Annotated in this window: 18 protein-coding genes; 10 read left to right on the forward strand and 8 right to left on the reverse strand. The window is 72.0% G+C overall.

Features of this window, described 5'->3' with window-relative positions; translation table 11 throughout:
* Positions 1-134: 134 nt before the first annotated feature.
* Positions 135-2,705 carry a malto-oligosyltrehalose synthase gene (gene treY, locus ACFV2X_RS26360; protein WP_385620746.1) on the reverse strand — a complete coding sequence of 857 codons (2,571 nt, stop codon included), beginning with the start codon at positions 2,703-2,705 and terminating at the stop codon, positions 135-137.
* Positions 2,706-2,832: 127 nt separating this feature from the next.
* Positions 2,833-5,025, reverse strand: a complete 2,193-nt coding sequence (glgX, locus tag ACFV2X_RS26365; protein WP_385620749.1) for a glycogen debranching protein GlgX — start codon at positions 5,023-5,025, stop codon at positions 2,833-2,835.
* 243 nt (positions 5,026-5,268) lie between these two features.
* Here glgX and ACFV2X_RS26370 point away from each other — a divergent pair, with 243 nt between their 5' ends.
* The 4 genes from ACFV2X_RS26370 to ACFV2X_RS26385 all read left to right on the forward strand — a co-directional run bounded on the left by ACFV2X_RS26370 (position 5,269) and on the right by ACFV2X_RS26385 (position 9,407).
* Complete coding sequence (locus ACFV2X_RS26370; protein ID WP_385620752.1) at positions 5,269-6,075, forward strand: Tat pathway signal sequence domain protein; 807 nt, start codon at positions 5,269-5,271, stop codon at positions 6,073-6,075.
* Between the two features lie 67 nt (positions 6,076-6,142).
* The gene (locus tag ACFV2X_RS26375) at positions 6,143-7,474 is read left to right on the forward strand and encodes a copper amine oxidase (protein WP_385620755.1); all 1,332 of its coding nucleotides are present in this window, start codon (positions 6,143-6,145) and stop codon (positions 7,472-7,474) included.
* Positions 7,475-7,539: 65 nt separating this feature from the next.
* Positions 7,540-8,817 carry an SAV2148 family HEPN domain-containing protein gene (locus tag ACFV2X_RS26380; protein WP_385620759.1) on the forward strand — a complete coding sequence of 426 codons (1,278 nt, stop codon included), beginning with the start codon at positions 7,540-7,542 and terminating at the stop codon, positions 8,815-8,817.
* 65 nt (positions 8,818-8,882) lie between these two features.
* Positions 8,883-9,407 (forward strand): hypothetical protein, encoded by a 525-nt coding sequence (locus ACFV2X_RS26385; protein ID WP_385620761.1) that lies wholly within the window; start codon positions 8,883-8,885, stop codon positions 9,405-9,407.
* Here ACFV2X_RS26385 and ACFV2X_RS26390 read toward each other — a convergent pair.
* Positions 9,353-10,249, reverse strand: coding sequence for an ABC transporter ATP-binding protein (locus tag ACFV2X_RS26390; protein ID WP_385620764.1), 897 nt, complete (start codon positions 10,247-10,249; stop codon positions 9,353-9,355). The two genes, ACFV2X_RS26385 and ACFV2X_RS26390, sit on opposite strands and share 55 nt — an antisense overlap.
* Positions 10,246-11,034, reverse strand: coding sequence for a FadR/GntR family transcriptional regulator (locus ACFV2X_RS26395; protein ID WP_385620766.1), 789 nt, complete (start codon positions 11,032-11,034; stop codon positions 10,246-10,248). The genes ACFV2X_RS26390 and ACFV2X_RS26395 overlap by 4 nt, the downstream gene beginning before the upstream one ends.
* A 166-nt stretch (positions 11,035-11,200) precedes the next feature.
* Between ACFV2X_RS26395 and ACFV2X_RS26400 the strand changes: the two genes are divergently transcribed.
* Positions 11,201-11,953: a 3'-5' exonuclease gene (locus ACFV2X_RS26400; RefSeq protein WP_385620768.1), complete on the forward strand. Its 753-nt coding sequence runs from the start codon at positions 11,201-11,203 to the stop codon at positions 11,951-11,953.
* Positions 11,954-12,049: 96 nt separating this feature from the next.
* On the opposite strand, the gene ACFV2X_RS26405 is transcribed toward ACFV2X_RS26400, so the two are convergent.
* Entirely contained in the window at positions 12,050-12,949 is a 900-nt protein-coding gene (locus tag ACFV2X_RS26405) for a phosphotransferase enzyme family protein (protein ID WP_385620771.1), read from the reverse strand.
* Positions 12,950-13,256: 307 nt separating this feature from the next.
* Between ACFV2X_RS26405 and ACFV2X_RS26410 the strand changes: the two genes are divergently transcribed.
* The 5 genes from ACFV2X_RS26410 (at position 13,257) to ACFV2X_RS26430 (ending at position 18,399) form a co-directional block, all read left to right on the forward strand.
* Complete coding sequence (locus ACFV2X_RS26410) at positions 13,257-14,165, forward strand: carbohydrate ABC transporter permease (RefSeq protein ID WP_385620933.1); 909 nt, start codon at positions 13,257-13,259, stop codon at positions 14,163-14,165.
* Positions 14,162-15,013, forward strand: coding sequence for a carbohydrate ABC transporter permease (locus ACFV2X_RS26415; RefSeq protein WP_385620774.1), 852 nt, complete (start codon positions 14,162-14,164; stop codon positions 15,011-15,013). Before ACFV2X_RS26410 ends, ACFV2X_RS26415 begins: the two co-directional genes overlap by 4 nt.
* Positions 15,013-16,332 carry an ABC transporter substrate-binding protein gene (locus ACFV2X_RS26420; RefSeq protein ID WP_385620776.1) on the forward strand — a complete coding sequence of 440 codons (1,320 nt, stop codon included), beginning with the start codon at positions 15,013-15,015 and terminating at the stop codon, positions 16,330-16,332. The genes ACFV2X_RS26415 and ACFV2X_RS26420 overlap by 1 nt, the downstream gene beginning before the upstream one ends.
* 86 nt (positions 16,333-16,418) lie before the next feature.
* Entirely contained in the window at positions 16,419-17,261 is an 843-nt protein-coding gene (locus ACFV2X_RS26425) for a putative RNA methyltransferase (protein ID WP_385620779.1), read from the forward strand.
* 151 nt (positions 17,262-17,412) lie between these two features.
* Entirely contained in the window at positions 17,413-18,399 is a 987-nt protein-coding gene (locus tag ACFV2X_RS26430) for a CDP-alcohol phosphatidyltransferase family protein (RefSeq protein ID WP_385620781.1), read from the forward strand.
* Between the two features lie 7 nt (positions 18,400-18,406).
* Here ACFV2X_RS26430 and erm read toward each other — a convergent pair whose 3' ends face one another.
* From erm to ACFV2X_RS26445, 3 genes are all read right to left on the reverse strand, one after another.
* Complete coding sequence (erm, locus tag ACFV2X_RS26435) at positions 18,407-19,177, reverse strand: ErmE/ErmH/ErmO/ErmR family 23S rRNA (adenine(2058)-N(6))-methyltransferase (RefSeq protein WP_385620935.1); 771 nt, start codon at positions 19,175-19,177, stop codon at positions 18,407-18,409.
* A 302-nt stretch (positions 19,178-19,479) separates the two neighbouring features.
* Positions 19,480-19,632, reverse strand: coding sequence for a hypothetical protein (locus ACFV2X_RS26440; RefSeq protein ID WP_385620783.1), 153 nt, complete (start codon positions 19,630-19,632; stop codon positions 19,480-19,482).
* A 141-nt stretch (positions 19,633-19,773) separates the two neighbouring features.
* On the reverse strand, positions 19,774-21,993 hold the full coding sequence (locus ACFV2X_RS26445) for an MMPL family transporter (protein WP_385620785.1): 2,220 nt from the start codon (positions 21,991-21,993) through the stop codon (positions 19,774-19,776).
* Between the last annotated feature and the right edge of the window lie 402 nt (positions 21,994-22,395).

The following is a 22,395-nucleotide window of genomic DNA, read 5'->3' on the forward strand; positions in this document are numbered from 1 at the left end:
CTTCTTCCCTTCGACGCGAACGGGTCAGGAACCGTCGTATGGGAGCGCTCCCAAGTTACTTTGTGAAGGTAGCGCCGACCGGAGTGCCTGTAAATGCTTTAGACCGCGAACACAGCGCCAGTTCTGGCGGGCCGTCAGCTCCGGATCAGCAGGGCCACCGGAAATCGGTCGAAAAGGTCACTCAACGGGCCGGCGCCCTCGACCGTCCGCCCGGTCAGCAGATCCCGCCAGCGGCCCGGCGGCAGCGCCAGCGCCGTGCCGCGCCAGCCGCCCGCCTCCGCGAGCCGCCGCGACAGCCGGGTGACGGCGGTGACCGCCCCGCCGTCCGCGCCGTCCCCGCCGCCCCCACCCGCTTCCGCGCTGTCGCCCTCGCCCCGGCCGTCCGTTCGCAGAAAGGCCACACAGTGCGCCGCCGCCGGGCCCTCCACGGCCAGCGGGGTGTACGCGCCCGACGGGCCGAACCACTGGGGGTTGCGCCGCCGCAGCCGTAGGGCCGCCGCGGTCAGCAGCAGTTTCTCGGCCGACGTCCCGTCCGGCTCGCGCCCCGCGTCCAGATGGGCCAGCAGCTCGGGGCGCGGTTCGGGCGGGCGGCGGTTGTCCGGGTCGACCAGCGCGGCGTAGCTGTGCTCGGTGCCCATGTAGAGGTCCGGCACGCCCGGCATGGTCAGCTGGAGCAGCGCCGCGCCCAGCGCGTTGGCACGCGCCGGGGCGTCCAGCGCGCCCCCCAGCGCCGCCCACGCCGGGTGGTCGGGGTCGCACGGGCCCGCTTTGAGGAAGGCGGCGGCCTCGTCCTCGTACGCCGGGTCCTGCTCGGTCCAGGTCGTCCGCAGCCCCGCCTCCCGCACCCCCTTCAGGACCGCGGGAACCAGCCGCTCGCCGTCCGGCGACCCCAGCCCCGCCGCCGTCTGCCAGGCCGTCCACGCCAGATGGGCGTCGGGCGCCGCCGCGCTGCCTGGCGCCGCCGTCTCCCGCACCTCCACTGTCACCTGCACCCTCTCCCGCACCTCCCGCACCTCCCGCACCTCCCGCACCTCCAGTGCCTCCCGCACCTCTACTGTCTCCAGCAGGTGCCCCCAGCGGTCCGGGCACTCGGTCAGCGCCGCGAGCCGCGCCCGCACATCCGCGCTGCGCTTGGTGTCGTGCGTGGACAGCACGGTGCCGGTCGAGGGCCAGTCGGCCTGCAGCCGGGCGGCGAAGGCGTGGAACCGGTCGGGGGAGACCGCCGGTTGCCCCGGGTCGCCGCCGACCTCCGCCGCCGAGAGCAGCGGCGCGAAGCGGTAGAAGGCCGTGTCCTCGACCGACTTGGCGCGCAGCGCGGCGGCGGTCTGGGCGAATCGCGCGCAGAAGTCGCGGTGGTGCGGTCCGTCGCCCAGTCTGCCGAGCGCCGCGTCCCGCACGGTGAACACCACCCACGCCTCCTCCCGCACCGCGAACGCCGCCCGCGCGTCCCCCGCCGCCAGGATCAGCATCTCGGCGTCCGTCCGGGTCGGCGGGGTGTCGGGGGAGACGTACGGGCGGTAGACCGGCAGCCGCACCAGCAGCTCGCGGATCGCCGTGCGCAGCGCCCACGGCGCGTGGTCGCGCAGCCGCGGTTCGGCGGCGCAGATCCGCACGGCGGTGCGCACCAGCCGCTCCACCTCGGCGGCCAGCTCATGCGTCACCACATGCCGCGCGGCGCGCCGCACGGTCGCCGGCCAGTCGCCGCCCAGGTCCTCGGGGGGTGCGGCGAAGCCGCGGTACTGCGCGGTCAGCTCCGCCAGCCCGGCCGGGTCGACGAACAGGCCGTCGATATGGTGCAGGGCGTCATAGCCGGTCGTGCCGGCGACCGGCCAGTGTGCGGGCAGCCGCTCGCCCCGGCCGAGGATCTTCTCCACGACGGTCCACCGGCCGCCGCCCGCCGCGGCCCGCACCTCCCGGTCCAGCCGCCGCAGATACCCCTCCGGATCGGCGAGGCCGTCCGGGTGGTCCACCCGCAGCCCGTCGATCACCCCGTCGCGCACCAGCTCCAGCAGCTTCCCATGGGTCGCCGCGAAGACCTCGGGGTCCTCCACCCGCACCGCGATCAGCTCGGAGATGGTGAAGAAGCGCCGATAGTTCAGCTCCGTGCGGGCCAGCCGCCACCAGCCCAGCCGGTACCACTGCCGGTCCAGCAGCTCGGGCAGCGGCAGCCCCTCGGTGCCGGCCCGCAGCGGGAACTCGTGGTCGTGGTAGCGCAGCGCCCCGTCCGCCACCCGCAGCGCGGCCAGCTCCTCGCCGAGCGGGCCGCCGAGGACCGGCAGCAGCACCTTGCCGCAGTGGCGGCCCCAGTCGATGTCGAACCACCGCGCATACGGTGAGGCGGGACCGTCCTTCAGCACCTCCCACAGTGGTCTGTTCAGCCGCTCCGGGGCGGGCACCGCCATGTGGTTGGGCACGATGTCGACGATCAGCCCGAGCCCATGGGCGTGCGCCGTACGGGCCAGGGCGCGCAGCCCCTCCTCGCCGCCCAGCTCCGCCCGCACGGCCGAGTGGTCGACCACGTCATAGCCGTGGGTGGAGCCGGGACAGGCTTCCAGCACCGGTGAGAGGTGCAGATGGGAGACGCCGAGCGCGGCCAGATACGGCACGGCCGCGCCCGCCGCCTCGAAGGGGAAGGCGGGCTGCAGCTGCAGCCGGTAGGTGGCGGTCGGCGCGGTGGACCCGGGCGCGGTGCGGTCGGACGTCATAGAACGTACGTACCCACAACCCGCACGGCATCAGATCGAAGCATCCGCCAAACACTCGTACGAGGGTTTCTTCGTCCGAACGGGAACCCGCCCCGTCCCCCTCCACACACACCACAGTCCCGCGGGGCTACCCCGGTCGCTGCAGCACCAGCAGGCTCCGGTCCACCAGCGTCAGCCGGTCGCCCGCCGCCACTTTCGCCCCGCTGCCGGGCTCCACGCCCTCCGGCAGCGAGGTGTCCACGACCAGCTGCCACTGCTTGCCGTGGTCGACGGGCACCGTGAAGTCCAGCGGCTCGTGGTGCGCGTTGAACATCAGCAGGAAGGAGTCGTCGGTGATCCGCTCCCCGCGCGGCCCCGGTTCGGAGATCGCGCTGCCGTTGAGGAAGACCGTCAGCGACTTGGCGTGCGCCGCCTGCCAGTCGCGCTGCCGCATCTCCTCGCCCTCGGCCGTGAACCATGCGATGTCGGACAGCTCGTCGTGGGTGCCTTCGACCGGCCGTCCGTGGAAGAAGCGGCGCCGCCGGAAGACCGGGTGGTCGCGGCGGAGCCAGATCAGCGAGCGGGTGAAGCGCAGCAGCTCCAGGGCCGACGCGTCCGCCTCGGAAGCCTGGGACGTCCCGGCCGCCCCGGCCGACGCGTCCCCCTCGGCCGCCCGGACAGCCGCGTTTCTGCGTTCCGGCCAGTGCACCCAGGACCCCTCGTTGTCCTGGCAGTACGCGTTGTTGTTGCCGTGCTGGGTGCGCGCGAACTCATCGCCGTGGCTGAGCATCGGCACGCCCTGGGACAGCATCAGCGTGGCGATGAAGTTGCGCATCTGGCGCTCGCGCAGCGCCCGCACCGCCGGGTCGTCGGTCTCGCCCTCGACCCCGCAGTTCCATGAGCGGTTGTAGCTCTCGCCGTCCTGGTTGCCCTCGCCGTTGGCCTCGTTGTGCTTCTCGTCGTACGAGACCAGGTCGCGCAGCGTGAAGCCGTCGTGGCAGGTGACGAAGTTGACGGAGGCCAGCGGTCGCCGCCCGTCGCTCTGGTAGAGGTCGGAGGAGCCGGTCAGCCGGGAGGCGAACTCGGCGAGCGTGCGCGGCTCGCCCCGCCACAGATCGCGCACCGTATCGCGGAACTTGCCGTTCCATTCGGTCCACAGGGGCGGGAAGTTCCCCACCTGGTAGCCGCCCTCGCCGACGTCCCAGGGCTCGGCGATCAGCTTCACCTGGCTGACCACCGGGTCCTGCTGCACCAGGTCGAAGAACGAGGACAGTCGGTCCACCTCGTGGAACTGCCGGGCCAGGGTGGCCGCCAGATCGAAGCGGAAGCCGTCGACCCGCATCTCGGTCACCCAGTAGCGCAGCGAGTCCATGATGAGCTGGAGGACGTGCGGACTGCGCATCAGCAGGGAGTTCCCGGTGCCGGTGGTGTCCGTGTAGTACCGCCGGTCGCCCGCCAGCCGGTAGTACGAGGCGTTGTCCAGGCCCCGGAAGGACAGCGTCGGCCCCAGGTGGTTGCCCTCGGCGGTGTGGTTGTAGACGACATCGAGGATCACCTCGATACCGGCCTGGTGCAGGGCGCGTACGGCCGACTTGAACTCCAGGACCTGCTGTCCCCGGTCGCCCCAGGAGGCGTAGGCGTTGTGCGGGGCGAAGAACCCGATGGTGTTGTAGCCCCAGTAGTTCGACAGACCCGCGTCGGCCAGCCGGTGGTCGTGCACGAACTGGTGCACCGGCATCAGTTCGAGCGTGGTGACGCCCAGTTCCGTCAGATGTTCGATGATCGCGGGGTGCGCGAGCGCCGCGTAGGTCCCGCGCAGCTCCTCCGGGAGCCGCGGATGGCGCATGGTGAGGCCCTTGACATGGGCCTCGTAGATGACGGTGCGGTGGTAGTCGGTGCGCGGCGGCCGGTCGTCGCCCCAGTCGAAGTAGGGGTTGACCACGACCGAGGCCATGGTGTGCGGGGCAGAGTCGAGGTCGTTGCGCTTCTCGGGCCGGTCGAAGTGGTAGCCGTAGACCTCCTCGCCCCAGTTGATCTGTCCGCTGAGCGCCTTGGCGTACGGGTCGAGCAGCAGCTTTGCGGAGTTGCACCGGTGGCCGCGCTCCGGCTGGTACGGGCCGTGGGCCCGGAAGCCGTAGCGCTGCCCGGGCATGATCCCCGGCAGATAGGCGTGGCGTACGAAGGCGTCGGTTTCGCGCAGCTCCACCGCGGTCTCCGAGCCGTCGTCGTGCAGTAGGCACAGCTCGATCCGCACGGCGGCCTCGGAGAAGACCGCGAAGTTGGTTCCGGCGCCGTCGTAGGTGGCGCCCAGGGGGTAAGCCTGTCCCGGCCAGACCTGCATGCGTCGACTCTTCCACTTCTGCCCCGGGGCCCGCGAGCACCCCTGGCGCCGGACGAGGAGGGACGAGGAGGAATCCTTGCCCAACTCGCGCCCTGGCGTAGCACTTTCGCCACAACTTCCTGGAAACGGAGGCAACCTGCGACGAGATCGGTTCGTCCTACGGGGTGACTCCGCATACTGGATCTCCCGGTATGCGGTCCCATGCGACCTGAGGGGTGTTTGGGGGAGAATGTGCGCACAGTAATGCACCGCCACCTGGGCAAGGTGGTGGCCGGTGCGGCCATCGCGGTCACCGCCACTGCGGTGATGGTGGGGGTGACGCTTCCGAGCGACGCGTCCGGCCAGGAGAAAGGCGCGGCGGCGGGGCGCGACGGCGGCCCGCAGAGCTCGACGGCCGAGCAGGGCAAGTCGGCGCGGCAGCAGCCCGCTGTCGTGGAGTCCGCCCCCGCTCAGGGGAAGACGGGCACCGGCCGGGATCCGCTCACGGACGACGAGATGAAGCGCGCCGAACAACTCGCGGTGGGTCGGAGCCTCCGCGACAGCGGTGAGAACGTCACCGGCGGCAAGGGCCCGCAGCGGCTGGCCACCGACCTCGCGGAGCTGTCTCCCGAGGAGGCGGCACAGGCCGACCCGCCGCGCCGCGCCGAGGTCTCGTACTACGACTACAAGGATGACGCCTACGTCATCAAGACCGTCGACCTCGCCTCCGGCAAGGTCGAACACACCGAAACCCAGCACGGCGTCCAGCCGCCGCCGACCCGCGACGAGGCACGTGAGGCCGCCCGGCTGCTGATCGCCGACAAGCTCGGCGACGGCCTCAAGCGGGACTACAAGGACGCCACCAGCAGAGCGCTGACCGGCCCCGACCAGCTGACCGTCACCGGCTTCGTCTACCGCGTAGACGAGGAGAACGCCGGGCCGGCCGCCCTCGCGGACTGCGGGAAGCACCGCTGCGTACGGCTGTTCACCCGGGTCACGGGCGGACAGTGGATCGACACCCGCCAGCTGGTGATCGACCTGAGCGACCGCACCGTCCACCGGCTCGGCTGACGGCCCGTCCGCCGCGCGCTGCGAGCTCCTTTCCGCACACCCTTACGTTCATCACAGGAGTACCTCCATGCCTGAAAGAAGGCTTCGCCGTGCCCGCGCCCGGGTCGCGGCGGCCCTCGGCGCCTCCGCGCTCATCGGGGTCACGGGCGTCGCCGCCGGTCCGGCCGGCTCCGCCCAGGCCGCCCCCAAGGCGCCCGCGAAGGCCCCGGCCGCCGCGGCCGACTGCTCGGCCGCGTACAAGATCGAGCAGAAGCTGGACGGCGGCACCACCTGGCGGATGTGCTGGCACTACGACAGCAAGGCCGGGCTCGTGCTCGACAACGTCTCGTACCAGCCCAAGGGCGAGGCCGCCCCGATCAAGGTGCTGACCAGCGCGAAACTCGCCCAGATCCATGTGCCGTACGACGACGGCAGCAATGAGTACGACGATCTCACCGGCCAGGACTTCGCCCAGGGGCTGCAACAGCTCGACCCGGCCGAATGCCCCGGCGGCACCATCAAGACCGTCCGCGTCCCGGGCGCATGGGACCCGGATCACCCGGATGTGAAAGGTCTGTGCGCCACCACCCGAGCCCGCGGCCACGCCTACCGCATGGGCGCCGGCGGTCCGGACGGCAACAAGGTCTACCAGCTCCAGGGCAAGGACCTGCTCCTCTACACCGTCAACATGGTCGGCTGGTACGAGTACATCACCGAGTGGCGGTTCTCCGGCGACGGCACCATGACCATGCAGGTCGGCGCCACCGGCACGCTCTCCCCGCTCGACTACGACGCGGGCGACGGCCGCGGCTGGCCGATCGGCAAGGGCGCCAAGGACTACGCCACCAGCCACGCCCACAACGTCTTCTGGCGGCTGAACTTCGGCCTCGACGGCTCCCCCAAGAGCAAGGTCGAGCAGTACGACTCCAAGACCACCACGGCCACCGGCCAGAAGCCCAAGACCAAGACCACCCGCACCCAGGTCACCAAGGAACTGGCCGGGGACGCCGCGGCCCAGCGCTGGTGGCGAGTCGTGTCCACCGCGGGCAAGAACAAGGACGGCCATCCGCGCAGCTACGAGATCGTGCCCGGCCACACCAGCAAGTTCCCCGGCCGCAGCTACACCAAGCACGACGTTTACTTCACCGAATACAACAAATGCGAGCAGTTCGCCAGCAACAACCCGCGCAGCTGCAGTGTGGGCAAGAGCGTCGACAAGTGGGTGAACGGCGAGACCCTCAAGCACCCCATCGTGTGGGTCAACATCGGGTTCCACCACATCGCCCGCGATGAGGACCAGGAGCCCATGCCGGTGCACTGGCAGGGCTTCCAGCTCGCCCCCCGGGACGTCACCGCTATGAATCCGCTCACGCCTTCTGCACTGTCTGATCACAACGGCCATACACAAGAAGAAGGTTGACCGTAAGGTCGATCGATCGAGCTGCACCGCCCCCGTCCGCCGCAGTAGTCTGCGGTGATCGTTGGATGGGGGCGGAAGGCGGTGCACAGGTGAGCTCGGGCGGGCTGGAGCTGCCTTCTGGGGACGCGGTTCCCGGGGGTGACAGCGCCACCGACACACCCCCCGGTGCGGTGTCCCTGGTACAGCCGGTGGAGATCGGAGCGGAACTGGACTGGGGCGCCGACGCCTGGGCCGAGGTGCGCACCCGCGCACGCCGGGCCGGGCGGGCCTACATCTGGCTGAACCTCGTCGAGCAGCGGCTGCGCGCGGTCGTGGCCGCCGTGCTCCGCCCCATCTACGAGCCGGTCCACGACGACGACTGGGTCGTCGCCGCGGCCGGTCCCGCCGGGCAGGAGTGGGTGCAGCGCGCCGTCGCCGTACGGGAGGTGAGCCGCCGCAAGGGCTATCTGCTGGACCCGGCCGACGACAACGTCCTCAGCTTCCTCACCCTGCCGCAGCTGCGCGAACTCCTCGTCCAGCACTGGCCGTGCTTCGAGCCGTACCTCGATGACCGGCGCGAGGTGGAACTGGCCCTGGACGAGCTGGAGGTCGCCCGCAACGTCGTCTCCCGCAACCGGGCCCTGTCCGTGACCGTCCTGGCCCAGGCCGAGCGAGCCTCCGCCCGGCTCCTGGACATCCTCGGCAGCGGCACCGGCACCCCCTCCGCCGACCGGCTGCCCATCGACGCCGTCGAGGATCTGGTGGGGGACCGGTACGCGGACGTCGTGGGGGTCCACCCCGACCGTGTACGGCTGCAGCGGCAGCTGCCCGTCGAGGACCTGTTCGGCAACGCCCGCCGCCTCGACGCCGTCGGCATCGGGCTCAACCTCCTGGTCCAGAACTACTCCGGCCGCCGGCTGGTCCGGCTCGCCGAGGCCGGCTGCCGGGCCCGGCTGCTGTTCCTCAACCCGGCCAGCAGCGCGGTGCGGCGGCGCGAACGCGAGCTGGGGCTCAAGAAGGGCGAGATGAGCCGGTCGGTGGAGATGAACATCCTCCATATGCGGCGGGTGCGCGCCCGGCTGCGCGACCCCGGCGCGTTCGAGATCCATGTCTTCGACGAGACCCCGCGCTTCACCGCCTACCTGGTCAACGGCGACGGCTCCGACGGTCTGGCCGTCGTCCAGTCGTATCTGCGCAAGGCCCGGGGCATCGAGGCCCCGGTGCTGGTGCTGCGCGGCGGCGGGCGCGGGCACGATGTGGTTCGGGACGGGCAGGACCTGAGCCGCGACGGCGACAACGGGCTGTTCGGTACGTACCGGGAGGAGTTCGAGAGCGTGTGGGCGGACTCCCGGCCGGTGTCCTGACCTGCGCTGTCAGCGGTCGTCGGGGGCTTCCGGCGGCTGTCAGTGGCGGCGGTTAGCCTCCCGGCATGCCGGATTCCTACACCATGCTGTGGACCAACGACCTGTGTGCGTACCTCAAGAAGGAGGGATACGAGGGCGAGCGCCTCGTGATCCTCTTCGGCGGGCCGTTCCAGTCGATGCCCAGCTTCCTGCGCGCCGGGGTCAAGGAGGGCGACCACATCTACCCCGTGCGCGCCTTCCGCAAGCGGCTGTGGGCGCTGGGCCGCATGGAGGTGGGCCGGATCCTTCCGTACGACACGGTCGGCGAGCTGACCACCGACGAGGACTACGCCCGGGTGCTGCGCTGGCGGGCGCTGAAGGCCGGGGGCGGGGTGAGCGAGGTGCTGCTCGGCCCGCCCGGTTCGCCCCTGCGGTTCGACCGGGCGGTGCCGCCCGACCTCCTGGCCTCCTTGACCTACCGCTCCCGGCGGGGCGAGCGCCGCATCAAGCACGTCGAGGACGGCGAGTTGAAGCGCTCCCACAGCGTCCAGGGCATCTATCGGCTGGCCCCCGAGTCGGCGGCGGCCATGGCCGCGCTGGTGGCCGGCTGAAGGAGGCCATCGGTAGGGGCAGGGCCGCCGGTACGGGCAGGGCCGCCGGTACGGGCCCGGATGGTGCGGGCCGTCCAGCGGCCTTCGGTGCGGGCGATACGGACCGGGTGGCCGAAACAGGCGCTGATCGGCTCCGTGGTGACCACCTCGTCGGCCGCCCCGGAGGCCAGGGCGCGCCCCTCGCGCAGCAGCAGGGCGTGCGTGGTGCCGGCCGGCAGCTCCTCCAGATGGTGCGTCACCAGGACGGTCGCGAGCTCTGGATGGTCGCGCGCCAGCGCGTCCAGGCTGTCCAGCAGCTGCTCGCGCGCCGCCAGGTCCAGGCCGGTGGCCGGCTCGTCGAGCAGCAGCAGACGCGGGCGGGGCATCAGCGCCCGGGCGATCAGCACCCGGCCGCGCTCGCCCTGGGACAGGGTCGGCCACGGGGCGTCCCGCCGGTCGCCCACCCCCAGCGTGTCGAGCAGCCGCTCGGCCTGCTCCAGCCGGCCGGGCTCGGGCCGTCGGCGCGGAACGGCCTCGACGGTGTTGGTCAGCCCGGTCAGCACCACGTCCCGCACCCGCAGCGGGGAGCGCAGCGGATGGCGGGGGTTGACATGGCCGACGAGGGTGCGCAGCTCCCGCAGGTCCACCCGGCCCAGCGTGTGCCCGAGGACCTGCACCGTGCCCCGGGTGGGGTGGGTCAGCGCGCCGAGCAGGCCGAGCAGGGTGCTCTTGCCCGCGCCGTTGGCGCCGAGCAGCGCCCAGTGCTCGCCCTCGCATACGGTCAGCGAGATCGACCGCAGCAGATACCGGCCGTCGCGTACGACGTCGACATCCTCGGCCCGCAGCACGGGAGAGCCGGTCATCGCACCTCCTCCCCGGCAGGGCTGAGGGGATCGACGAGAGCCATGACGGCCTCCAGATGCCGGGTGGTGGCGGCGATCGCGGCCGTGGCGTCGCCGCGCGCCAGGGCGTCCAGCAGATCCGCGTGGGCGCAGGACAGATCGGGCAGCCCGGTCTCGTACGTCACCATCTCGACCAGCGCCTCGCGCAGCACCGGCAGCACGGAGGCGAACAGGCCGAGCAGCACGGCGTTGCCCGACAGCTCGACGACCGTCCGGTGGAACTCCAGATCGGCGTCCACAAAGGCGGCGGGCCCGGCCTCGGCGGCCTCCTGCCGCCGCTTCAGGTCCGCGGTGAGCCGGGCGATGTCCTCGGGGCGGGTCCGCCGGGCGGCCAGCCGGGCGGCCTCCACCTCGAGGGCCCGGCGCACCTCGTAGACCTCCAGCAGCCGGGCGCGGCGCAGCAGGTGCCGCAGGTCCAGCTCCCCGGCCGCGTCGGCCTGCCCGGTCTGCTCGGCCTGCCCACTCTGCCCGGGCTGCCCGGTCTGCCCGGGCTGCCCGGTCTGCCCGGGCTCGGTCCGGGTGACGAACGTGCCCGAGCCGTGGCGCACATCCAGCAGACCGTCCCGGGCCAGCAGTCGTACGGCCTCCCGTACCGAGGACCGGCCGACGCCCAGCTCGGCCGCGAGCATCACCTCGTTGGGCAGCCGCTCGCCGCGCTCCCAGCGCCCCTCGCGCAGCATGTCCCGCAGCGCGCCTTCGACCTGCGGTACGACAGGCCCGTGCCGCAGCCTGGTCGGCTCCGCCATGCCCCCACCTCTCCCGATCATGTCTGACGGCGGGGACTCTAACACGAGTCCTCAGACGTCTGAGGACTTGCCGCCCCAGTCGGCTCATCGCCCCGGTGGGCCCGGGGCGTTGTCAGTGGTGCGTGGGAGGGTGGTGCACACCAGGGGGAAGTGAAGGAGGGCCGGTATGGGCTGGCACCGGGAGCTGTTGATCGGATTCGACCTCGAGACCACGGGCACGGACCCGGCGGAGGCGCGGATCGTGACGGCGGCCGTGGTCGAGGTGAGGGGCGGGGAGCCGGTCGGGCGGCGCGAGTGGCTGGCCGATCCGGGCGTGACCATTCCGGACGACGCCGTGGCCGTGCACGGCATCACCACCGAGCGGGCGGCGGCCGAGGGACGCCCCGCCCGTGAGGTGGCCGATGAGATAGCGGACGTGCTGGTGGCCCACTGGCTGGCGGGCGCGCCGGTGGTGGCGTACAACGCGGCGTTCGATCTGAGCCTGCTCGCAGCCGAGTTGCGGCGCCATGGGCTGCCCTCGCTGGGCGAGCGGCTGGGCGGCGCCGAGACCGGCCCGGTCGTGGATCCGTACACGATAGACCGGGCCGTCGACCGGTATCGCAAGGGCAAGCGCACGCTGGAGGCGGTGTGCGGGGAGTACGGGGTGGTCCATGAGCGCGCCCATGACGCGGGGGCGGACGCGCTGGCGGCGGTCCACGTCGCCTATGCGGTCGCGGAGCGGCACGGCCAGGTGGCGGGTCTTGACCTGTGGGAGCTGCACCGCCGGCAGGTCGTCTGGTACGCCCAATGGGCGGCCGATTTCCAGGCCTGGCTGCGCCGCAAGGGCACGCCGGACGCGGTGGTCGATGGCCACTGGCCACTCCACGAGGCCGAGGACGAGGCTGAGGCCGAGGTGGGGGCGGAGGCGGTGGCGGGCTGACCGCCCCGCGGTGGGGCAGGTGCGGCAGGCCTTGGCAGGGCGGCGGCTCTTCGGCGCGCCGCCTCCTCGGGGCGGCCGGTCGGACGCGACGACCGGTCAGAACGCGTACCAGCGGACCGTGGGATCGCCGTCCCGCAAGGAGGCCACCCGGCGGCGGAATTCGGTGAGCGCGGCCGGATTGCCCGGTGCGTGCTGGGCCACCCAGGCGCAGCTCGCGATCTCCCGCGCGCCCCGCAGCACCGCGCAGCCGTCCCACTCCCGCACATCCCAGCCGTACGCCGCCACGAACTCGTCGTACGCGGCCGGGCCGAGCCCGTAGCGGTCCCGGGTGAGGGCCATGACGACGAGGTCGTGCTCGCGCAGGTCGTGGGAGAAGGTCTCCAGGTCGACCAGCACCGGTCCGTCGGGGCCGATATGCACATTGCGCGGCAGCGCGTCGCCGTGCACCGGGCCGGGCGGCAGCCGCGGGGTGAGCTCCGCGGCAGCCGCCGCGGCCTCGTCCCGGCGGGCCCGCAGATACGCCGCGTCCGCCGGGGCGATCGCGTCCCCGGCCAGCCGCAGCCAGCGCTCGACGCCGCCCAGCAGATCGCGGCCCGGCAGGGCAAAGGGCGGATCGGGCAGGGCGTGCACCAACTGCAGCAGCGCGCCGAGGTCGCGGGGGCCGGCGGGGCATACGGGCTCGGGGAGCTGCTGCCAGTAGGTGACGAGGTGGCCGCCGAAGGGGAGGGGCTGCTCCGGGCCGTAGCGGCGGTCCGGGCGCACCGCGGGCAGACCCTCTCGCGCCAGCCAGTCGGCGACCTGGAGTTCTCGCGCGGCCCGGTCCCACACCTCCAGATCGCGGCTGATCCGTACCACGAGGGACAGGCTGTCGACGGCGAAGACGGCGTTCTCGCCGAGCGCCAGCAGCCGCGCGTCGGCGGTGCCCGCCCGGTACGGCGGCAGCGCGGCGGTGAGCACCGCGCGCGCCCGCTCCTCGGTCAGCGCCGCGTTCCCCATACCGTGCCTCCTCCGCTCTCCTCATCCGCGCCTGGCTCGATCTCCGCCCCGGGCTCGCCCTTGGGTCTGCCCATCATGCCGTCCGGCCGGGAGCCGACGGCGCCGGGCCCCGGCGCCGACGAGCCGCCGGAGCGGGCGCCCCGAGCGGTGGCCGCGCCCAAGTCCCGTACAGACCAAGGAGATCCAAGGAGATCCAAACGCTTGACTGCGCCGCGCACCCTCCGCACGATGACGTGGGCCTCCGCACCGAGCGCCCTGATTCAGCCACACTGAGATGCGCCCTAAGGAGCCCTTCGCCGTGACATCGATGGCCGCAATGGCGCGGCCGGGCAACAGACCGCCGGGCAACAAGCCGCCGGACGGGAGGCCCGGTCGCGGCGCGTGGTTCCTGGTCCTGCCCGCACTCATACCGATCCTCGTGCTCAGCGTCGGTCCCCTGCTGTACGGGATCGCGCTGGCCTTCACCGACTCCCAGTCGGGCCGCACCCGCCCCACCCAGTGGACCGGCCTGCTCAACTTCCAGGACCTGGCGCAGGACCGGCTCTTCTGGGAGTCCTTCCGCATCGGTCTTCAGTGGGCGGTCGGGGTGACGGTCCCGCAGTTCGTACTGGCGCTGGGACTGGCGCTGCTGCTCAACCAGAACCTCCGCTTCCGGTGGCTGGCGCGCGCCCTCGCGATCGTCCCCTGGGCGATGCCGGAAATCGTCGTCGGCATCATGTGGCGGCTGGTCTACCAGCCCGACGCGGGCCTGCTGGGCGACGCGCTGGGCACCGACAAGGACTGGCTGGGCGACCCCACGACCGCCCTGCCCGCCGTCATCGTGGTCGGCGTCTGGGCGGGCATGCCGCAGGTGACCGTCGCGCTGCTGGCCGGTCTCGCCAATGTGCCCCGTGAGCTGCACGAGGCCGCGGCGGTGGACGGGGCCGGCGCCTGGCGCCGGTTCCGCACCGTCACCTGGCCCGCCATCCGGCCGATAGCCCTCGCGATCAGCGCGCTCAGCTTCATCTGGAACCTCAACTCCTTCGCGCTGGTCTACGTCCTGACCAACGGCGGCCCCGGCGGCCGCACCCGGCTGCCGATGCTCTTCGCGTACGAAGAGGCGTTCCGCTACGGCCAGTTCGGCTACGCGGCGGCGATGGGCTGCGTCCTGGTCGCGGTGGTGTCCGTACTGCTCGCCGTGTATCTGGTCGGCCGGCTGAGGGGAGACGACCGATGAAGCGCATGGGCGCCATGGGCACCCGTCGGACGGCCCGCGCCGGGCAGTACCTCGCGCTGCTGTGCTACCTGGCCTTCCTCGTCCTGCCCTTCCTGTGGCTGATGTCCACTGCCTTCAAGCCGCCCCGCGAGCTGGCGACCCTGGACCCGCACTGGATCCCCGACCACCCCACCCTGGACAACTTCCGCCAGGCGTTCGACGAGCAGCCGCTCCTCCAGGCCGCGGCCAACAGCCTGATCGCCGCCGCCTGCGCCGCCGTCATCGCCGTCGCCCTCGCGACCCCGATGGCGTACGTCATGGCCCGCCACCGGTCCCCGCTGTCCCGCGCGGCCACCGGCTGGGTCGTGGTCAGCCAGGCGTTCCCGCTGGTGCTGGTGATCATCCCGCTGTTCCTGATCCTTAAGAACCTCAGCCTGATCGACTCCCTCGCGGGCCTGGTCGCGGTGTACGTGGTGTGGGCGCTGCCGTTCGCGCTGTGGATGCTCACCGGGTACGTCCGTGCCGTGCCGCGCGAACTGGAGGAGGCCGCGGCCGTGGACGGCGCGGGCAAGGCGCGCATTCTCGTCTCGGTGACCGCCCCGCTGCTCGCCCCGGGGATCGTGGCCACCGCCCTCTTCGCCTTCATCACCTCCTGGAACGAGTTCTTCTTCGCCCTGGTCCTGCTCAAGTCGCCGGAGAAGCAGACCATGCCGGTCATCCTCACCCACTTCATCGGCGCGGAGGGCGTGGCCGACCTCGGTCCGCTCGCCGCGGCCGCGCTGCTCGCCACGATCCCCTCCCTCGTCCTGTTCGCCGTCCTCCAGCGGCGGATCACGGGCGGGGTGCTGGCCGGGGCGGTGAAGCACTGATGCGCCGCAGGCACTTCCTCGCCGGGGCGCTGGCCGCGCCCGCCACCGCCGCACTGCTGCCCGCCTCCGCGCTGCTGTCCGCCTGTTCGGCGGACCGGCGCCGCCGCTCGGCCGATGGCACGGTCACCCTGCGCTTCCAGTCGCTGGCCTGGCAGCAGGAGTCCATCGCCGTGAACAAGCAGCTGGTCGCGGAGTGGAACGCGGCCAACCCGAAGATCCGGGTGAGTTACGTCCAGGGCAGTTGGACCGGCGTCCACGACCAGCTGCTGACCGCCTTCGAGGGCGGCGAGCCGCCCGACATCATCCACGACGCCACCGACGACCTCGCGGACTTCGCGTACGGTGGCTCGCTGGCCGACCTCACCGGTCTGCTGCCCCGGCGCCTCGAGGAGGACATCCCGCAGGAGAGCTGGGGGACCGCGACGTTCGGCGACGGCATCTACGGCGTGCCGTTCCTCCAGGAGCCGCGCATGATCATGGCGAACCGCGCCCTGCTGGAGGCGGCGCGGGTGCGGATCCCGACCGCGCGGGACCCATGGAGCTGGGAGGAGTTCGAGGAGGTCGCGGGGCGGCTGACGCACAAGGGCACCTACGGGGTGGCCTGGCCGCTCAAGGAGCCCGTCTCCGCGACCCTCAACCTGTCGCTGTCCACCGGCGGCCAGGTCTTCCACCGGAGCGCCGACGGCAAGGTCACCATTCGCTTCGACGCCGCCGACCAGGCGGTCCCCGCCGTCATCCAACGCCAGTTGGGCGCCGATCGCTCCGGCTCCCGGTCGACCCTCGGCATGGGCGGCTCGGACACCCTGCCCGGCTTCTTCGGCGGCAAGTACGCGATGGTGCCGCTCGGCTTCTCGTACCGCCAGCAGCTCGTGCAGCAGGCGCCCAAGGGCTTCGCGTGGACCGTCCTCCCGGCGCCCGCGGGGCCGGGCGGAGACCAGCGGCAGGGCGTCAGCCCGCAGACGCTGTCGATCGCCGAGGACTGCCCGTACAAGGAGGAGGCGGTCCGTTTCATCGACTTCTTCCTCCGGCCGCGCAACATGGTGCGGCTCGCGCGCGGCGACTGGCTGCTGCCGACGGGCACCCGCGCCCTGGCCGATCCCGCGCTGCGCACCCGTGAGCACGGCTGGGCGACCGGCACGGCCCTGGCGCCCGCGCTGCGCCCGGCGCCCGCCCAGACGGTGCGCGGCTATCCGGAGTGGAAGGACAAGATCGCCACGCCGGGGCTCCAGGAGTACTACGGCGGCGAGATCGGGATGGCGGAGCTGAGAGAGCGACTGGTGGACGACGGAAACCTGGTGCTCGCCCGCTACCAGCGATAAGAGCGGAGGCAGGAGGACTACGAGAGCGGAGGCAGGAGGGCTGCCGAGGTTGCACGAGACGTCTCGTCTCGTTTAATGTCGCGGCCGTGGCCGAACCCTTCGACGCCCTCCTGTGCCCGCTGTGCGGCGACGGCCTCCGGCCCCGTACCGGGGCGCTCGGCTGCGCCCGAGGCCACGCCTTCGACATCGCCCGCCAGGGATACGCCAGCCTGCTCGTCGGCGGCACGTCCACCGCGAGCGCCGACACCGCGGCCATGGTCCGGGCGCGGGCCGCGTTCCTCGGGGCCGGGCACTACGCGGGCCTCGCGGACACTCTCGCGGAGCTCGCCGCGCCGCTGTGCCCGCCCGGCGGCACCGTGCTGGACGCCGGGGCGGGCACCGGCTACTACCTGTCCGCCGTACTGGACACCGTCCCCGGCGCGGTCGGTCTCGCGCTGGACACCTCCAAGCACGCGCTGCGGCGCGCCGGGCGAGCCCATCCGCGCGCGGGCGCCGCCCGCTGGGACCTCCGGCGGCCGCTGCCCGTACGGACCGGTTCGGTCGATGTGCTGCTCAATGTGTTCGCGCCGCGCAACGGCGGGGAGTTCCGCCGCGTACTGCGGCCCGGCGGGGCGCTGCTGGTGGTCACCCCCACGGAGCGCCATCTCGGCGAACTCAGGCCCTCCATGGGCCTGCTGTCGGTCGACCCCGCCAAGGAGGCCCGGCTGCGCCGTGCGCTGGACGGCCACTTCCGGCTGGAGCGCACCGCGTCCTACGACCGTACGGTCGCGCTGACCGCCGAGGACGCGGAGCACGCGGCGGCCATGGGGCCCTCGGCCCACCACCTCGACGCGGCTGAGGTGCGTCGCCGGGCGGCCCGTCTGGCCGCCCCGCTGCGGGTGACCACGTCCTTCCGGCTGGCGGTCTACCGGCCCTGTCGACACGGCTGACAGGCGCCCGCCTGACAGGCCGGTGCCATGGACCCGCTCCCTCCGGGAGACCGTTACCGACCGCGAAAGGTTGTGTCCGACTGACCTTGTGTCCTTTCTTAACGGCTTCTTACCGTCGGGTGAACTCTTGACCAATGCCGGAAAGTTGGACATGCGCCCAGACATACCGCCACTCGCCGAAGTGCGCCGGATCACCGAGAAGAAGCGCGACGCGTGGTGGACCGTCCTGCTCGTGGACCCCGTTGCCACACCGCTGGTCCGCTGGACCGCGATGCACACCCGCGCCACCCCGAACCAGCTCACCTGGGGTGCGTTCCTCGTCGGCCTCGGGTCCGCCGCCTGCTTCGCACAGGGGGACTGGCGCTGGCTGCTGCTCGGCGCCCTGCTCTACCACGTCAGCTTCATCTTCGACTGCATGGACGGCAAGCTCGCCCGGCTGACCGGCACCGGCTCGGTCTTCGGCGCCTGGCTGGACTTCGTCTTCGACCGGATCCGGGTCCTGGTCTGTGCGGTCGCGCTGATGGGCGGCCAGTACGAGCGCACTGGGGATGTGCTCTACATCTGGCTCGCACTCGCCGTGACGTCCCTGGACGCGCTGCGCTATATCAACGCGCTCGAGACGTTCAAGATCCGGCACGGGATGCGCGAGCAGATCAAGGCCCGGATGCAGGCGGCCCGTGAGTCGCACAACGAGGCCGAACTCGCCTTCATGGAGGACCTGCTCCGGGAGAACCCCGAAGCCGATGTGGAGCACGACCGCGCCGTCGCGGCCAAGGCGGCGGGCGATACGGCGGCACAAGCGGAGTCGACGGCTGAGGAGGCGACGACGGTGACCGCGCCGGAGACCTCCGGCGAGCCCACGGTCGTCGATCTGCAGCGGGAGTTCCGCCGCCGCTTCCCCTGGTGGACACGGTGCCGCTCGTTCCTGACGCGGCACCGCGTCCGTGCCCATCTCATCAGCGGTATCGAGTTCCAGATGGGCGTGTTCATCATCGGGCCCGTCCTGGACTCGGTGGTGGCGGGGACCGTCGTCTCGGGCGTACTGCTGCTGGTCTTCGAGCTGGCCATCATCTACAAGCTGCTGCTGTCCACCCGGGACTTCACCCGCACCCTCAACTCCTTCGAGCCGACCGCCTGAGCACCGGTTATCCGGGCGTGCCGCTCAGCTCCTCGAACAGCAGCAGCCACTGCCGCGGTGTCGCATACGCCACCACGGCGTCCCGGCCGAGCCCCGCCCGCCGGAACGCGCGGTCCAGCCGCCGGGCGGGGTGCGCGCGGCGCAGCGATGCGTACAAGGTCCCGCCGACGCCGGAGAAGCCGAGCTCGACCATCCGCTCGTACCCGGCCCGCTCGGCCGCGCCCGTCAGCAGCGGCCGGGGGCGCCGCGTCAGTCGCAGGATCCCGCTGTCGACGCGCGGCACCGGCCGGAAGGCGGCGCGCGGCACCCGCCCGCACAGCTGCCAGTCGACGTCCGGCCAGGTCCGTACGGTCAGCAGGCTCCAGCGGCCGTAGTCCCCGGTGCGCTTACGGGCGTACTCCAGTTGGGTCATGAAGGTGGCCGAGGTCAGCCGGGGCGCCCGCAGACACCAGTCGACGATCTCGGAGGTGCGGGCGTAGGGCACATTGCCGACCACCGCGAACGGTTCGAGCGGTGGCCAGGAGGTCAGGAAGTCCTGGTGCACCACGCGCACATGGGAGTGCGCGGCCAGGCGCAGCCGCAGCCCCGGGATGAGATGGCGGTCGATCTCGTAGCCGATGAGCTCGCGGCAGCGCGGCGCGAGCGCTTCGGTGAGCGCCCCCTTGCCCATGCCGACCTCGACCACGAGACCGTCGTGGTGTGGCCGAGCGGCCCGCACCACGCGGGCGACGGCGGCCGGGTCGACCAGGAAGTTCTGCGAGAGCGTACGGCGCGCCAGATCGCGCTCTGAATAGCGCGGGTTCCGGGATGGATTGCGTGATGGATTTCGCTTGCGGGCCACAGCCGGCGGTCCTTTCGGAGCCGGGCGGGCGGCAGCAGCGCGGAACGGGCCCTGCCGCCCGTCCCGGAGTGAGTGATTCCTGGACTGGCGGGGGCCCTGGCCGAGGGCATGCGGAAGCGAGCCGTGAGGCGGTCAGGCGCGGAAGCCGCGAAGCGCAGCGGTGCGTACGGCTACGAAGCTCTCAAAGCCTCAGCGGTGAGCGGTTTGTCGAGGGGTGTCGAGCGCTCAGTGGCGAGCGGTCAACGGCTCGGGAAGGCGCTGGGCGCGTCCGGGCCGGCCAGGGCACCGGGGCCGCGCCGCGGGCGGCGGGTGAGCAGGAGAGAGGCGTTCACACACGCCACCCGGGCGAAGCCCCGGGAGTCGCGGATGAACGCGCCGATCAGAGATCCCATCGGTGAGTGCCTCCGCGTGTGCGTGTGCGTGTCGCGAGTCGAGATCCGCGACGTCTTTCGTACCTGCCGTCCGTGCCGTCAAAGCACGAACCGGCCGCGCGGCACAAGGGCCACGCGACCGGTTCACCGTAAGGACCCGTCCTAGCGGGCCGCAACCGATTTACGCTCCGGCTCCGGCTGCGCCCCGGCGACCGGGGCCGCCGCCGCGACCGGCCCGTCGTGGGTGAGGTCGGGCAGCCACTGCAGCCAGCGCGGCAGGTACCAGTTGCGCTCGCCGAGCAGCGACATGACGGCCGGCAGCAGCACCCCGCGGATCACGGTGGCGTCGATGAGGACCGCGGCCGCGAGGCCCACGCCCATCTGCTTCATGCTCTGCATCGACAGCGTTCCGAAGATCGCGAAGACCGCGACCATGATGACGGCGGCGCTGGTGACCACGCCCGCCGTGGTGACCACGCCGTGCACCACCGCGTCCTTGGTGGTCCGCCCGGCCATCCGCGCCTCGCGGATCCGGGAGACCACGAAGACGTGGTAGTCCATGCTCAGCCCGAAGAGGATCACGAAGAGGAACAGCGGCAGCCAGGACAGGATCGCCCCGACCCCCTCCGCGCCGACCAGGCCCGCGCCCCAGCCGTGCTGGAAGACCGCGGTCAGGACGCCGTACGCGGCGCCCACCGACAGCAGGTTGAGCACGATCGAGGTGATGGCGATCGTCAGCGACCTGAAGGACATCAGCATCAGCAGGAAGGCGAAGACGATGACGAAGGCGAAGACCGGCGTCACGGCCGAGCCGAGCTTGTCGTTGAAGTCCTTGGACTGGGCCGTGGAGCCGCCGATCGGGGCGTCGGCGATGCCGTCCACCTTGTCGAGCGTGTCCGGGCGCACCGTGTCGCGCAGGATGTTCAGGCTCTTCTCGCTCTTGGCCTCGTCGGAGCCGCCGACCAGCGGCACCTCGATGACGGCGAGGTTCTGGCGGTCGTGGACGATCACCTTCACCGGGCCCTTGGAGGCGCCCTTGGCGACCGCCTCGGCACGGAAGTCCTCGATCGCGGCGCGCACCGGCGCGGCGTTGATGTCATCGGCCTTGACGGCCACCCGGGCCGGAGAGGGCCCGCCGGGGAACGCCTCGTCCATGTGCTCGTACGCGGCCACGATCGGCAGGGAGTTGCCGAACTCCTGGTCCAGGGTGAGGTTCGCGGTGTTCATGCCCACGGCCGGGACGGCCACGGCGATCAGCACACCGCCCGCCAGCGCCACCGACAGCTTGGGCTTGCGCAGCACCCGCCCCAGCACCGCACGCCAGAAGCGGCTCTCGCCGTTGCTCCGGCTCTTGGCCCGGCCCAGGAACGGCACCCGGCCCTTTTCGACCCGCTCGCCCAGCAGCGACAGCAGCGCCGGGAGCACCGTCACCGAGCCGATCATCGCCACGGCCACCACCAGCAGGGTGGCCAGGCCCATCGCCTTGAACTCGGCGATACCGGTGAAGAGCATGCCCGCCATCGCCACGATGACGGTGAAGCCCGAGACGAGGATGGCCCGGCCGGAGGTGGCGGCGGCTATCCGCAGCGCGGTCTGCGCGTCCCGGCCGGCCGCCCGCTCCTCGCGTTCGCGCCGCAGATAGAACAGGCAGTAGTCGACGCCCACCGCGAGACCCACCAGCAGCATCACGGAGTTGGCGGTGTCGCTCATGTGCACGGCGTGGCTGACCACCGCCACCAGACCGGTGGTGGCCAGGAACGCGGTCATCGCGAGCAGGACCGGCAGCAGGGCGGCGACCAGCGCGCCGAAGGCGATCAGCAGAATGCCGAGGGCCACGGGCAGCGCCGAGTACTCGGCCTGCTGGAAGTCGTCGCCGAACGCGTCGTCGAACGCCTTCTGACCGCTCGCGTCGCCGAACTGCTCGATCCGCAGGTCCTTGTGCTCGCCCTGCGCCTTCTCCACCGCGTCCAGCACGGGCTGGACATGGTCGGTGGCCTTGTCGGGGTCGCCGCGCATATCGAACTGGACGAGCGCGGAGCGCCGGTCCGCGGAGATCGTCTTCGTCTCGTACGGCGAGGTGACGCCGGTGACCTGACCCGTGCCCTGGACGGCCTTGATCACCCCGTCGACGGCGGAGCGGAACGCCGGGTCGCTCGCCGTGACACCCTTGCCCTTCGCCTGGACGAGCACGGTTTCACCGGCCGGGTCTTTGATGCCGACCTCATCCAGAAGCTTCAGAACACGCCCGGACTCGCCCGGCATGCCCTCGCCGTCCGATACATCCACCCGGCCCGCCATCGACCCGACGGCGAGGGCGAGGATGACGAGCAGCACCCACCCCCCGACCGCGGTCCACCGGTGCCGGGCACTCCAACTGCCCATGCGGGCCGCGATTCCATGCGGCCTGTCCAAGTGGCCTGTGTCCGCCACGACGTCCCCCACTTCCCCAGATCTCCCGAAGATCTCCCGATGGCGGACTCGCTGCCGCCGACCTCGGCATGACGCTCATGACGCTATGGGGCGCGGGGGTGCCGTCCCATCCTGCTGTCCGGTGAACCGTCTGGCGGCCTTCTCCACCGAAAGGAGGGGGGATAGCCCTACCCCCGAGAATGCGGCCCCTTACACGTAAAAAGCCCGCGACCGCCCGACTGGTACCCCCAACGCCTCGTGAGTTCACCGAAGTTGCCTACGTCACACGTGGACGAGGATCTTGAATTGAGCGCGTCAATCAGCCAGGGTTTCCAGTCAGGCCGGAGCGGGTCCCCACCGATGCTCCGGCGCCGT

The organism is Streptomyces sp. NPDC059679 (genome assembly GCF_042734105.1).
Lineage (GTDB): Bacteria > Actinomycetota > Actinomycetes > Streptomycetales > Streptomycetaceae > Streptomyces.